General features: G+C 46.0%; 15 protein-coding genes and 1 tRNA gene. All 16 read right to left on the bottom strand.

The genetic code is table 11. The annotated features are described in order from the left end of the window. Positions 1-37: 37 nt before the first annotated feature. Positions 38-113 (bottom strand) — tRNA-Lys (locus ACXAD8_RS22805). Between the two features lie 134 nt (positions 114-247). Continuing rightward, the gene (ybgF, locus tag ACXAD8_RS22800) at positions 248-988 is read right to left on the bottom strand and encodes a tol-pal system protein YbgF (RefSeq protein ID WP_475232770.1); all 741 of its coding nucleotides are present in this window, start codon (positions 986-988) and stop codon (positions 248-250) included. Positions 989-999: 11 nt separating this feature from the next. After that, the gene (gene pal / locus ACXAD8_RS22795; protein WP_475232769.1) at positions 1000-1554 is read right to left on the bottom strand and encodes a peptidoglycan-associated lipoprotein Pal; all 555 of its coding nucleotides are present in this window, start codon (positions 1552-1554) and stop codon (positions 1000-1002) included. Positions 1555-1597: 43 nt separating this feature from the next. Then, positions 1598-2983, bottom strand: a complete 1386-nt coding sequence (gene tolB, locus ACXAD8_RS22790) for a Tol-Pal system beta propeller repeat protein TolB (protein ID WP_475232768.1) — start codon at positions 2981-2983, stop codon at positions 1598-1600. Positions 2984-2999: 16 nt separating this feature from the next. Continuing rightward, positions 3000-3872, bottom strand: a complete 873-nt coding sequence (gene tolA / locus ACXAD8_RS22785; protein WP_475232766.1) for a cell envelope integrity protein TolA — start codon at positions 3870-3872, stop codon at positions 3000-3002. Next, entirely contained in the window at positions 3869-4297 is a 429-nt protein-coding gene (gene tolR, locus ACXAD8_RS22780) for a protein TolR (protein WP_475232764.1), read from the bottom strand. Before tolR ends, tolA begins: the two co-directional genes overlap by 4 nt. A 16-nt stretch (positions 4298-4313) precedes the next feature. Then, positions 4314-5003, bottom strand: coding sequence for a protein TolQ (gene tolQ / locus ACXAD8_RS22775; RefSeq protein ID WP_475232762.1), 690 nt, complete (start codon positions 5001-5003; stop codon positions 4314-4316). Beyond that, entirely contained in the window at positions 4993-5391 is a 399-nt protein-coding gene (ybgC, locus tag ACXAD8_RS22770) for a tol-pal system-associated acyl-CoA thioesterase (protein ID WP_475232760.1), read from the bottom strand. The genes tolQ and ybgC overlap by 11 nt, the downstream gene beginning before the upstream one ends. A gap of 674 nt (positions 5392-6065) precedes the next feature. Next, positions 6066-7085, bottom strand: a complete 1020-nt coding sequence (gene ruvB, locus ACXAD8_RS22765; protein ID WP_475232758.1) for a Holliday junction branch migration DNA helicase RuvB — start codon at positions 7083-7085, stop codon at positions 6066-6068. A gap of 21 nt (positions 7086-7106) precedes the next feature. Continuing rightward, the gene (ruvA, locus tag ACXAD8_RS22760) at positions 7107-7724 is read right to left on the bottom strand and encodes a Holliday junction branch migration protein RuvA (protein WP_475232757.1); all 618 of its coding nucleotides are present in this window, start codon (positions 7722-7724) and stop codon (positions 7107-7109) included. 54 nt (positions 7725-7778) lie between these two features. Continuing rightward, a complete protein-coding gene (gene ruvC / locus ACXAD8_RS22755; protein WP_475232755.1) occupies positions 7779-8300 on the bottom strand; it encodes a crossover junction endodeoxyribonuclease RuvC in 522 nt (173 codons plus the stop codon). A gap of 36 nt (positions 8301-8336) precedes the next feature. Beyond that, positions 8337-8795 carry a dihydroneopterin triphosphate diphosphatase gene (gene nudB / locus ACXAD8_RS22750; protein ID WP_475232753.1) on the bottom strand — a complete coding sequence of 153 codons (459 nt, stop codon included), beginning with the start codon at positions 8793-8795 and terminating at the stop codon, positions 8337-8339. Between the two features lie 3 nt (positions 8796-8798). After that, the gene (gene aspS / locus ACXAD8_RS22745; protein WP_475232751.1) at positions 8799-10562 is read right to left on the bottom strand and encodes an aspartate--tRNA ligase; all 1764 of its coding nucleotides are present in this window, start codon (positions 10560-10562) and stop codon (positions 8799-8801) included. Between the two features lie 159 nt (positions 10563-10721). Next, on the bottom strand, positions 10722-12005 hold the full coding sequence (locus tag ACXAD8_RS22740) for a TRAP transporter large permease (RefSeq protein ID WP_475232749.1): 1284 nt from the start codon (positions 12003-12005) through the stop codon (positions 10722-10724). Continuing rightward, positions 12002-12505 carry a TRAP transporter small permease gene (locus tag ACXAD8_RS22735; protein WP_475232747.1) on the bottom strand — a complete coding sequence of 168 codons (504 nt, stop codon included), beginning with the start codon at positions 12503-12505 and terminating at the stop codon, positions 12002-12004. The genes ACXAD8_RS22740 and ACXAD8_RS22735 overlap by 4 nt, the downstream gene beginning before the upstream one ends. A 4-nt stretch (positions 12506-12509) precedes the next feature. After that, a complete protein-coding gene (locus ACXAD8_RS22730) occupies positions 12510-13505 on the bottom strand; it encodes a TRAP transporter substrate-binding protein (protein WP_475232745.1) in 996 nt (331 codons plus the stop codon).

The following is a 13505-nucleotide window of genomic DNA, read 5'->3' as shown; positions in this document are numbered from 1 at the left end:
CATATCAGATTGTCTTAGATAGATTTTGAAGAAGAAGTGGTGGGTCGTGCTGGATTCGAACCAGCGACCAATTGATTAAAAGTCAACTGCTCTACCAACTGAGCTAACGACCCTTTCTTCATGTGCCTCTCGGCGACGGAGGCGTATAATACTTAAATCTTAGCGAGGTGCAAGGAGAAATTTGATAAATATTGCAGAAACATGATCGAACGATGAATATCTCCGCAATTCGACCATATTTACAACACTAATTTGCGCCGTCTCTGATATTTTTCAGGCGAGTCTCTGCTAAACGTTTTTCCGATGCATCCGGATATTCGGCAATGACTTGCTCAAATAATTGCGTGGCTTTCGCAATATTAGACCTTCTCTGAGCGATCACCCCTAGTTTTAATAAGGAATCTGCTCGTTTGCCAGAATCAGGATAAAACTTCACAACCTGTTCAAAGTGTTGCTCAGCATTACCAAACTCTCGCTTGTTGAATAGTAGCTGCCCCAACCAATAATGTGCATTAGGTGCATATTCAGATTGCGGGTAACTTTTCAGGAAGGCTCGAAACTCCGGAATTGCTTCGTCGTATTTCTTTTCCTTAAGGATCAGATTTACCGCACCGTCGTACATTTGTGACTCTAATTGAGACTCATCTACCACGGTTTCCGGAACTGCCGGTTCATTAACTGGAGCCTGGGCTAAAGACTCAACCCGACGATCTATTTCCAGATACAGTTCACGTTGTCTTTGTAAAATCTGTTCGAGTTTGTGAGTGTGTAATTCTACAGCACCACGCAACTCGTTAACCTCTAGCTGCATTTCGTCTAATTGCGTTTGGATCACCTGTTGCGCGTCGTTACGCGCAGAAATAGTGCGTTCCAAAATAATTAGCCGTTCCTGCAAACTTTTAGAGTTAAGATTTTCAACTGGTGCCTGGGCAGCCGCATTGGCTCCCCATAGCACCAATGTGCAACCAACTAGTTTGTTAAGTTTCATTAACATTCAGCTTAGTTGTACACCAATACAGCTCTACGGTTTTGCTTGAATGCACGCTCTGTGTCACCCATAGCAACAGGCTTCTCTTCACCGTAAGAAACTACTGAGATTTGAGATGCACTTACACCTGCGTTCTGCATAAAGGTTTCAACTGACTTAGCACGACGCTCACCCAGTGCAATGTTGTACTCAGGAGTACCGCGCTTGTCACAGTGACCTTCAATCGTTACGCGCTGTGAAGGGTTGTTACGCAAAAACTCTGCATGTTCATTTAGCAGGCTGTAGAATTCGCTGCTTACGCTTGAGCGGTCGAAGTCAAAATACACAATTTGATTGCGCATAAGAGCTTCTTTTTGTTCCTGACGAATTTCTTCAGGCGACTTTTCTTGTGCAACAGTGCCGACAACAACACCTGAGTTTTCTGAACCAGAGGTCTGTGAGCTCGCAGCAGACTCGTTGCTTCTCGCTGTTTCAGCATCAGAAGAGCTGGGGCTTGAAGAACAGGCCATAAGCGTAACGACTGGCAGAGCGATGAACACTCCTTTCATGATTTTATTTAGTTGCATCCTCTTGATCCTTATTATTTATGAATCTTATTAACAAATTGTCTTACAGTAGAAAGGGTGACCAGCTAGGAGATTTCACCTCGCCTTCTACTGCCGGTATTCTTGCCTTAAATCGACCATCCAGTGACACCAACGACAACACTTGCTGTCCCTGATGTAAGGTACTGTAGATGATCATAGCTCCATTTGGTGCAATGCTCGGAGACTCATCCAGATAAGTCTTCGTTAGTACTTGCATTGTACTGGTTTTAAAATCTTGTCTGGCGATATGATAATCACCCCTCGTCCGGTTTACCATCACCAACTCATTACCGTCTGGTGTCACAGTTCCGCCGAGATTCATTTCACCTTCGAAAGTTATTCTACGAACTTTACCAGATGCTAAATTTACGCGATAAATCTGAGGTTTACCACCCCGTTCTGAGGTAAATATGATGCTTTTTCCATCTGGGGTCCAACTTGGTTCTGTATCTATATACCTGTTACGGGTCAATCTGCGAGTTTCTCTGCTTGCAATATCCAATAAATAGATTTCTGCGTTACCGTCCTTTGACAGCACCATGGCGATTTGCCGTCCGTCCGGAGAGAATACCGGTGAGCCATTAATCCCCTCATAATCGGTCAGACGGGTACGACTACGGGTATAGATATCTTGCAAAAAGATTTGTGGTCTGCGATTTTCAAAACTGACATAGGCCAGCTTGTTGCCATCCGGGGACCATGAAGGTGACATCAGCGGCTCAGGAGATTTCAACAAGATATTTTCATTCTCGCCATCATAATCAGCCACAACTAATTGATAAGGGGTTTTATTGCCCTCTTTGATGTTCACTGTGACATAAGCAATACGGGTGCGAAATGCCCCTTTGATGCCGGTTAACTCTTCATAAATGACATCACTAATGTAATGGGCATGGCGACGGAATTTATTACCATCTACGACAATCTGGCGGGTATCCAGTATGTGATCCTGTGAATCCACCAGTTTGCCGGCGCTTAACACCCGGGCATTACCACCAGTGATCTGGCCGCGAATCACATCGATAAGCTCAAAACTGACCAGATAGCGATCCAGGGAATATGGCTCAACCGTGCCCACCAGAATAACTTCCACGCCTTTCGACGCCCAAGCGGTATAATCTACTTCGGCATCCGAAGTGGGGAACTGAGGCATGTCCTGCTGGGAAAGCGGATTGAACTTACCACTGCGCATCAGGTCTGCAGAAATGACATCTGCCAAAGTGCCAGGCATTGCGCCCTCACCTTTCCATTTGAAAGGCACTACACCCACCGGACGCGCCGAATCTATACCTTCGGTAATAACAATTTCCAAAGCAGCATGAGCGTTACCAGCAATGAGTAACAGTAACAACAAGCTGTATGTTTTAAGTCGGTTTAGTAGCGCATGAGACGATTTTGTTATTGTCATATTTACTTAAACACCATTAGGGTTTTAACGTTAAATTAATTTCTTTCATTTCTGCGAACACATCGGGATCTGAGGAAACCGGCAGTGTTTCGGCTTTTAGCACGGCAGATTGTGCAGAGCGACAAACATTAGAATCCCCTTCCAACTGAGTCACCTGAATAACCAAACCACTGGATGCCAATCGGATATTCAATCGACAAGATTTGCCTTTCATCGAAGGATCTACAATCCAGTTACGCTTAATAGTTTGCTCAATCAAAGCGGTGTATTTGCCGATTTCAGAAATCACCTGACGACGCTTACGGGCATTTCTGGCCGCCTGCTCCGCTCTGAGCTGCTCTTCTAATATGCGCTCTTGTTCCGCCATTTCAAGCGCTTCTTGCTCTTTGCGTTTGGCTTCCTCTCTGGCTCGCTCTTCCGCTTCTTTCCGCTTACGCTCTTCTTCTGCTTTTTTGCGCTTCGCTTCTTTGCGTTCGCGCTCTTTCTTTTCTCGTTCTTCTTTCAGCCGTTTAGCCTTTTCTTGCTCGGCTATTTTGCGCTGCCGGGCTTCTTCCGCAGCGCGCTGTTCTTCTTCTTTTTTCTTGCGTCTCGCTTCAGCAGCAGCTTGTTCAGCTCGTCTGACTTCTTCTTCCCGTTCACGAATGCGACGCTCCTGTTCTTCTTTCTTACGTCGCTCAGCTTCCAGCTTTTGACGTTTTTCGTCTTCTATTTTCTGCAATTGTTCGTTGATCACTGCAGCGTCGACCACCACAGCTTCAATGGGCTGAGACGCCGCATTCAATTGCGGCACTTCAGGTGTTGGCGAAAAGTGCACACTGGTAACCAGCACCGCTCCCAGAGCAAAATGTAATGCAAATGATTTCCCTACGGGATGCTCAATAAACTTCATTTTTCGGGCATGTCGGTCATCAAGCCAACCGATGGCGCTCCGGCTCTTTGTAACAGCACCATCAACTGGATCACATTGTTATAGGGTACATTGCCATCACCTTTAACCACCACAGGTGTGCCTGGTTCTTTTTGCAGATGCTTAGCCACCAGAACCGCTAAATCTTCAGCGCTCATTGGGTCTTTTTGGGTGTCTCCCACATTCAAATAGTACTTACCTTCAGCATCAACAGAAGCAATTAAAGGTGGCTTGGTATCTTCTTTTAATGGCTCGGCTTCAGCTTTTGGAAGGTCTACCTTAACTCCCTGGGTTACCAACGGCGCTGTAACCATAAAGATAATGAGCAAAACCAGCATGACGTCAATATAGGGAACTACATTGATTTCAGAGACCGGACGCCTGCGTTTTCTGACATAAACAACCATTAGTCGCTCCTCTGCCCTATTGACCTTCGCGACTATTCGCTAAAGCTTGCCTGTGCAGTATGCTGGAAAACTCTTCCATGAAGTTGGCGTAATTGTTTTCTAATTTTTCGACCTGGTGGCTAAACCGGTTATAGGCGATTACTGCCGGTATCGCGGCAAACAAGCCCATTGCTGTCGCAATCAGCGCTTCGGCAATACCGGGAGCCACCATGGCCAGGGTTGCCTGGTGCTGTCCACCTAAGGCGATAAATGAATTCATAATCCCCCAGACAGTACCGAACAATCCAATATAGGGACTGATTGAACCTGCTGTTGCCAGAAAGGGTAAGTGACTTTCCAGATTATCGACTTCCCGAGACAGGGACACACGCATGGCTCTGTGAGTGCCATCCATAATGGCATCAGGATGCGTGGTGGAGCTTTTACTCAGGCGTACGAATTCTTTAAAACCGGCGCAGAATAAACTGGCCAAACCGCCTATCGACTGTCTGGCAGAAAGTTCCTGATATAAACGATTCAGGTCAGCACCGGACCAAAACCTGTCCTCAAACTTTTTGATTTCTTTGCTGGCCAGGGAAAGCGCTTTATTACGCTGAAAAATGAAAGCCCAGGAAACCACTGAAATAATCAGCAGCGTAAGCATTACCAACTGTACTAAGATACTGGCCTGCCAAAACAGGTCGAAAAAGGATAGCTCAGACGACACGAGAAAGTTCCCCTACAATAGATTTTGGAATAGCCAGTGGCTTCATTTTATTTAGATCCACACAGGCTACCCGTATTAACGCACTGACCAGCTTATTATTGCTTTGATTTCGTATTTCCTGTTGGAATACTAAACTGGCTCGTTTCAATTCTACAATTTGACTGGAAATACACAACAGATCATTAAATCTGGCGGCTTGTATATTTTCCATTTCTACGTGTCTGACAACAAAACCCACGGATTGTTGCAACAAATCGGTTTGTTCAATGCCCAAACTTCTCAGCCACTCAGTTCGGGCACGCTCCATAAACTTCAAATAGTTGGCGTAATAGACAATTCCACCCGCATCAGTATCTTCGTAATAGACTCTGATTTGCCAATTATGCATTTTGCTCCTCGTTGCAATACTGAAATATCACAAATTTTATTGTGCTTAAGATAGCACACTTGCAAAGGAATGCGTTCAGGTTGGATTCATTCTGAGAAAATGTCACTTTTCGGTTTTATTAAAGGATAATTATGCAGAACCCTGCAAAAGCACATGAAAACATTATAAAGCATTGTTTTTAATGTAATTATATAAATTGCTCAGCAATCATTGACCTGCAAAGTTATGCAATGAAGTAATTTAATCATTAAAATTTTGATACATATTCTGGATCATCGGGCAAGCTTACCAATGCCCACACCTCACACCTGCCGCAAAACTTATATTAATAGCCAAAACGTTTTATTCAAATTGATATATAACACTGTATTTATTATAGTTTTTTATTTTATCGTTTGAATATCAGACTAAATCAAAAATCTTTAACCATTTTTTAACATTAGTTTTTCTAATCTCAACTATTAATTTATTTCAGTTGAAGGAAATGCCTGTGGCTGTACAATGCTCGCATCTTCAGAGAGGCAGGTAACTGTTTAAATTTGCACAGCAGTTCTTCAAAACTTGATTCTCATGGATATGTTCCTTGGATTTATTTTCCTTCAACACTTGTTGTTTTCGCCCGCTTTTTAGCGGGCATTTTTCTTTCTGCAGCCAGCAAAAATTACTTTCGTGTTTTACCGGCCTTGCTCTGGATTTTCGTAACTCAAACCAAAATGAGTGAATGTGCGCTGTGTGGCAATGCGACCACGAGGAGTGCGCTGCAGGAACCCTTGCTGAATTAAGAATGGCTCAATAACATCTTCTATCGTATCTTTGGCTTCACCGATTGCTGCCGCTAAATTATCCAGACCTACCGGTCCTCCGGAAAACTTCTCCAGAATTGCGCTCAATAACTTTCGGTCCATATAATCAAAGCCTTCAACATCCACATTGAGCATATCCAGTGCTTTCGAAGCGATGTCTTTATCTACAATGCCATTGCCTTTTACATCGGAATAGTCACGTACCCGGCGTAATAAGCGATTGGCAATTCTGGGAGTACCACGAGAGCGCGCAGCAATTTCAAATGCGCCCTCCTCACTCAAGTCCATATTAAGATAGCGTGCGGAGCGGGCAACAATGCTGGCCAGGTCTTTTACGTTATAAAACTCCAGGCGCTGTACAATACCAAAGCGGTCCCGCAGTGGTGACGTTAATGAGCCAGCTCGAGTGGTTGCGCCAATAAGGGTAAAGGGTGGCAAATCGAGTTTAATGGAACGAGCGGCTGGCCCTTCACCGATCATAATATCCAACTGATAGTCTTCCATTGCCGGATACAACACCTCTTCCACCACCGGACTCAGGCGATGAATTTCATCGATAAATAAAACATCATGGGCTTCCAGGTTGGTAAGCATAGCAGCCAAGTCACCGGCTTTTTCCAGCACCGGACCTGAAGTGGTTTTTATATTTACATCCAGTTCGTTGGCAACAATGTTGGCTAAAGTGGTTTTACCCAGTCCGGGCGGGCCAAATATCAACAGATGATCCAGGGCGTCCTGCCTTTGCCTGGCGGCCTGAATAAAAATCTCCATTTGCGCACAAACGTGATCTTGTCCGGTGTAATCCGCCAACATTTTAGGTCTGATGGCGCGATCTACTGCCTCTTCCTCGCTCCGCGCATCACTGGAGATAATACGATCTGCTTCAATCATAGATAGTTATGGTCCTGGCGGTTAAGCGACGCTTTTAAGTGCATCTCTGATTAATTCTTCCGCTGATGACGCCTCATTAAAGACGGTCTTCAACATTTTCTCAGCCTGTGGCGGCTTGTAGCCCAGTGCTAACAGAGCGCTCAGCGCTTCGTCTCTGGCACCACCAGCAGTAGTTGGCAGTACTGAATTACCGATATCCACTGGCGTGATTGCCATAGCATCAACGTCGCCAAATACGGTTTTAAGCCGATCTTTCATTTCAACTAATAATCGTTCTGCGGTTTTTTTACCAACACCGGGTAATTTTACTAAAGAAGATACATCGCCCTGATTAACCACCTGAGCAAATTGTGCTGCCGTCATGCCAGACATAATAGTTAGCGCCATCTTTGGCCCTACACCATTCGCTTTGATTAGCTCTCTGAAGAGTGCTCTTTCCTGACGATCGGCAAAACCAAATAACAACTGCGCGTCTTCACGCACCACAAAATGCGTGTAAACGATGACTTCTGAGCCTAATTCCGGCAATTGATACAAGCTGGTCATTGGCATCTGAATTTCGTAACCCACTCCAGAGACATCAATCAATACTTCTGGTGGTAATTTTTCAACCAGTTTGCCTCGAATACGACCAATCATGCGCTTCCTCTATCATTCGCTTTTAAACTGGTTTTTTATACAGTATTAACGCCGTTAGCGCAAGCGACCACGTACGGTTTTGGAGGCCTGTCCGGCTAATTTGATTAGGTTCTGTTGGGTGTGCAGGTGGCACAAAGCGACGGCCAGCGCGTCGGCGGCATCAGACTGCGGCTTTTTATTGAGAGATAGCAAATGCATCACCATGTGCTGCACCTGGGCTTTTTCCGCGCTACCCTTGCCCACAACAGACTGCTTTATCTGACGTGCAGAATATTCGCTAACAGGCAATTGCTTTTGAGTGGCAGCGACAATAGCTGCGCCTCTGGCCTGTCCCAGTTTCAAAGCAGAGTCAGGATTTTTTGCCATAAAGACTTGCTCGATGGCAAATTGCTGCGGTTGATATTGTTCAATGACCTGAGTAATACCCGCATAGATTTGCTCCAGCCTGCCAGCCAGATCATCGCCCTGCACTCTGATACAACCGCTCCCCACATAGCTGGTGCGGTTAGCGCGTTGCTCTATTATGCCAAAGCCAGTCACTCTGGAGCCGGGGTCGATACCTAATATAATTGCCAAATTGATTTTGCCTGCGCCAACATGACGAGGCTCCGTTTATTGTGCTGGCTCTGAAGGTACAGCAATTGCGAAGTGCCTTGCAATGGCATCTTTATTACTTTGTGACCAAACTTTTTGTTGGGCATCTTCTGGCAACATCCAGTCATGAGTCAGATGCTCGGTGAGCGTCAATGGCAGCTCACTGTTAACACAGACGCTAAACACGTATTCGGTGTTAGTAAACTCACCAGGAGGGTATTTATAGCGCCACTCAGGACGGATCTCGTACTGATTAATTACCCGTGTATCCACTAAATCGTAGCCTTGGGTGACTATGTCAATGCCGGTTTCTTCCAATACTTCGCGAATCGCCGTTTCGATGGGGAGTTCTTCAGCCTCAATAGTGCCAGTGACGGACTGCCAGAACTCCGGGTCATCTTTGCGCTGTAACACCAGAACCTGGCCCAGATGATCATAAATCATCACAAGCACAGATTCGGGTCGTTTATAGTTCATGACTTAGTCGTTTTCCTTAGCAATCGAGGCGATCGCCAATTCCTGTAACTGTTGCGGATTAGCGAATCCAGGCGCATCAGTTAACGGACAAGCCGCAGTAGTAGTTTTCGGGAATGCCATCACGTCGCGAATAGAATCGGAACCTGTCATCAACATTACCATGCGATCCAAACCAAAGGCTAAACCAGCGTGCGGTGGCGCACCAAACTTCAAGGCGTCTAATAAGAAGCCAAATTTCTCTCTGGCTTCCTGCTCATCAATACCCAGAATTGAAAACACCTGTTGCTGCATTGCCTGATTGTGGATACGCACCGAACCACCACCCAATTCAACACCGTTTAACACCATGTCATAAGCGTCAGACAAAGCCGTGCCTGGCGACTGCTCTAATTCTTCAGGAGTCATGTTGCGCGGCGCAGTGAAAGGATGATGCAAAGCGTGGAACTGACCGTCTACTTCTTCAAACATTGGGAAGTCAACCACCCAAAGCGGACGCCAGTCGCCTTCTAACAGATCTAAGTCGTTACCTAATTTAAGACGCAACGCGCCCAGTGCTTCGCACACGACAGTATAGCTGTCAGCACCGAATAACAAGATGTCTCCGGTTTCCGCGCCAGTGCGCTCCAGAAGACCATTAGCTACGTCTTCTGACAGGAATTTCAGGATCGGCGATTGCAAACCATCCATACCAGCAGACTTATCATTAACTTTTAACCAAGCAAGGCCTTTGGCACCGTAGATACCCACAAACTTGCCATATTCGTCGATGTTCTTACGGGACAGACTGGCACCGCCAGGTACGCGGATCACCGCCACACGACCTTTGGGATCATTAGCCGGACCGCTAAATACTTTGAAATCCACGTCTTTTACCAAATCGGCAACGTCAACGATTTCCAGCGGATTACGCAAATCAGGCTTATCGCTGCCGTAGCGTTGCATGGCTTCGGCATAAGACATTTTGGGGAACTCACCAAACTCAACGTTGAGCAAATCCTTAAACAGACCGCGCACCATCTCTTCAGTCACCGCCATTACACCGTCGGCATCCATAAAGGTGGTTTCAATATCAATCTGCGTGAACTCAGGTTGTCTGTCGGCACGTAAATCTTCGTCACGGAAGCACTTTACGATCTGATAATAGCGATCCATACCTGACATCATCAGCAATTGTTTAAACAACTGCGGTGACTGAGGCAATGCAAAAAACTGCCCTTTATGAGTACGACTGGGCACCAAATAATCACGGGCCCCTTCTGGTGTCGCTTTGGTTAAGATGGGGGTTTCGATATCCAGAAAACCATTTTGATCCAGGAAGTTACGTACCGCGCTGGTGACTTTGGCGCGGAACTTAATCTTTTCCGACATTTCAGGGCGACGCAGATCCAGATAGCGATAACGCAAGCGTTGCTCTTCAGAGTTTTCCTGGTTAAAGTCTAATGGCAGTACATCGGATTTACTCAAAATTTCCAGACCTTTACCCAGAATTTCGATTTCGCCGGTACGCATCTGCTTGTTAATTTGTCCTTCCGGACGCGCCCGTACCAGACCTTCGACTTTTACACAGAACTCCTGACGCAAAGAATTTGCGGTGTCGAACAGTTCAGGTAAATCCGGATCATAAACCACCTGGACAATCCCTTCTCTGTCGCGAAGATCAAGGAAGATTACGCCTCCCAGATCACGTCTACGATTCACCCAGCCACACAGGGTAACAGTTTGGCCTACATAACTTGCATCTATGTTTCCGCAATAATTCGTGCGCATTAAAAAACCTTTATTTCTTAATATTTGATGGCAACCGGCGTTGATTTATCTTACGACGCCATATCAAAAAGCGACCCGATTAAATCAGTCGGGCCAAAAATCAGAGGATTATAAACTAAAGCGTGGCGTAGCACAGCATAGAAATCAGGCGTCCGGACATTATTCTGTGATAAATAGTAAGGATAACGCGGGCCAGTAGGTAATTATTAAAAGGGAAAGCAGCAACACCGCCATAAAGCCCAACGTCGCCTTGTAAATTTCAGTGATGGGTTTACCAAAGCGATAACTGGCGATAAAGAGATTCATACCAACAGGTGGCGTTAAATAGCCGATTTGCATGTTAGCGAGGAAGATTACGCCTAGATGCACCGGGTGTATGCCAAATGACACTGCAATGGGTAACAGCAAAGGCACCATAATCACTATGGCTGAAAAGATATCCAGAAAGGCCCCAAGTACCAATAAAAACAAATTCAATGTGATTAAAAAGCTCAGTGGACTTTGAATTTGTTCACTTACCCAATCGAACAATCGAGTAGGCGCTTCTATCTCAATAAAATAACTGGTTAACACCAATGATGCGGTAAGAATAATTAAAATTCCGCCCACCATCACCATGGATTCACAGATCAGACCCGGCAGCTTTTTAAAAGGAATATCGCGATAAATCAGCACTTGTACAATCAACAGATAAACCACGGTAACAACAGCGGCCTCAGAGAGTGCGAAAAAGCCAGAATAGATACCTCCGAGCAGCACGACAGGTAGCGGGATCTCCCATTTTGAGTCTTTGATTGCAGCTGTCAGTTCATTAAAGGAAAAGGCCTGACGAGCAATGCGATTACCTCGCTGCATCCACATACTCCAGAGCGATAACATGGCAATCATCAGCAAACCTGGTAACAACCCCGCCACCAGCAAATCTTCAATGGTCATGGCCACCGGCATATCCAGTTGCAGGGCAATAACCCCGAACAAAATAAGCGGTAATGACGGCGGAAACAGTAACCCAAGACTGCCCGACGTGGTCACCAGACCCAGACTGAATTTTTGTTGATAACCGGCTTGTTGTAGCGCCGGATATAACAAGGCACCTAAGGCCACAATGGTGACACCAGAAGCACCTGTAAAGGCAGTAAACAAAGCGCAGGTAATAAAGGCGACGATTGCCAGACCGCCGGGGATCCAGCCCAAAATAGCCTGGGTTAACTTAACCAGACGTTTTGAACTTTGACTGGCACTTAATAAATATCCGGCAAAGGTAAAAAGTGGGATAGCTTCAATGAGCGGGGTTTCAGTGATGCGGTACATGTCTATGGCGATGACCATGAGATCGATATCCACCGCATAAAAGCCCAGCATGGCGATGGCGAGAATACCGGCAAATAATGGCATTCCCATAAGCAGCGTGGCGACCACCAGCCCCATCATCAATAAAATCATGGCTGCTCCGGCTCTATTTCTTCAGGCAAAAAGACACTTGTCCAGACAAAGCGAACTGCCATCAGCAGTAACACTAAAGGAATAATGGCCTGTGTAAACCAGGTGGGCACCTGCAGAAACGCGAGCATGGGATCTTCCAGTTCCAGCAGCACAAACTGATAACTGTGCCAGGCGGCACTGACACATATGCCAGCAGTAATAAAAAACAAAATTCTTCGAATTAGGCGCGCAGTAGCCAAAGGCAAGAACCGGGTTATAACATCAATACTGATGTGGCGCGCTCCTCTGGTAGCATACAAGGCGCCGGTCATTGCCACCCACAAAACTAAAACCTTGATGGCATCATCGGCCCACACCAGTCCGGAATCAAAAATATTGCGCAAAATTATTTGTGCCAGTGTGAGCCCAAGAAGTGCAAAAAACAGCAACACAATGATACTTTGTTCTGCAACATCAACACATCTGAATAAGCGCGGGAACTTCCCTTTTCTCTGCGTCATCAAATCACTCAGCTTCGGCCAGCAAGCTTTCCAGTTTGTTCACCATGGGTTGCGATACTGAGCCTTGCTTAATCATGGCCTGTGCCGCTTGCTGCCCAAGCGCTTTCCAGGCTGCTAATTGCTCTGAGTTTGGCGTGATTATATTGATACCCTGTGCCTCCAGCGCAGCCAATGCCTTTTCATTGTCTTTTTCGCTTTCTTTATCCAGCTCCACAAATGCTTTGGAGAAAACCTTGCGCACTATCTGTTGATCGTCTGATTTTAGTTTATCAAACGCCTTCTTTTGAACCGCCATCACAGCGTACAAGTAAATCAGAGGCACCTTGGTCACATGTTTTATTTGGGTATGCCATTGCAGAGTAATAGCAGCCACCGGAGAGGTGGCCACTGTGTCAATTAAGCCAGTTTGCAGCCCTGCAAGAACATCACCAATACCCAGCGGAATGGGAGAAATAGAAAAGGTCTCAAATGACACAACTGTTGCCGGATCAGCGTTGGGTGCCCAGCTTTTGGTACCCAATAAATCCTGTGGATGGGCAATGGGCTTTTTAGACATGATGTAAGCAAAGCCACCACCGGCCAGACCAAAGGTGACAAAACCACCATCTTCGTAGCCTTGCAGGATTTCCGCATCAATGGCCTCGCGCACTTGACTTACCTGTTGCAGGTTATCAAACTTCAAAGGCAAAGAATAAACCTGGCTGTCGCTATAAAAACGCGCCAGTGAACCACCCGTCATAGCACCGCCGTGCAACTGACGGATTTTAATTTTTTTCAGAACGGCTTCATCGTCTCCCATCACACCGCCGGGATAAAACTTAATTTTTACCCGCCCGTCAGTCTGAGATTTAATATCTGCTGCCGCTTTGCGAAACTTTTGCATCCAGGTCGAACCTTCCGGCGACAAGGTGGCAATTTTTAAAGTGGCTGCCGATACGGAAACTGACAACATCGCGGCTAAAAAGATCAGTACTCTGAATAACATAGTAGACTTGCTCAT

Source organism: Planctobacterium sp. AWH2_060 (assembly GCF_056158425.1).
This window is presented reverse-complemented; position numbering and strand designations above follow the sequence as displayed.